At 65.3% G+C, this 236-nt stretch carries 1 pseudogene; it reads right to left on the bottom strand.

The features are described 5' to 3' along the window. A pseudogene (locus tag SB765_RS33755) lies at positions 1-236 on the bottom strand ((Fe-S)-binding protein); the annotation flags it as partial.

Here is a 236-nt window from a genome sequence, read left to right as displayed (position 1 = left end):
GTGTTCACCTCCGACAGCAGTTTCAGGTTGAGGTCGGCCGCCCAGTTCATCCGCCCGCCAGGGGCGAAGCCGCCAGGGTTGTCGGTGGCGATCAGGTTGTCCAGCACCTCGGCGCCCTTGTTCGGGGTCACGCCTTTTTCCAGGGTGAGGTGACGGCGCATGTCGACGATGGCATCGACGTGCTCGATCATCATCGGGCACTCCTCGACGCAGGCGCGGCAGGTGGTGCACGACCA

Source organism: Pseudomonas sp. SIMBA_067 (assembly GCF_046534675.1).
In the GTDB taxonomy this organism is placed as follows: Bacteria; Pseudomonadota; Gammaproteobacteria; order Pseudomonadales; family Pseudomonadaceae; genus Aquipseudomonas; species Aquipseudomonas putida.
The sequence above is the reverse complement of the archived record's forward strand: the minus strand, read 5'-3'. Positions and strand labels throughout refer to the sequence as shown.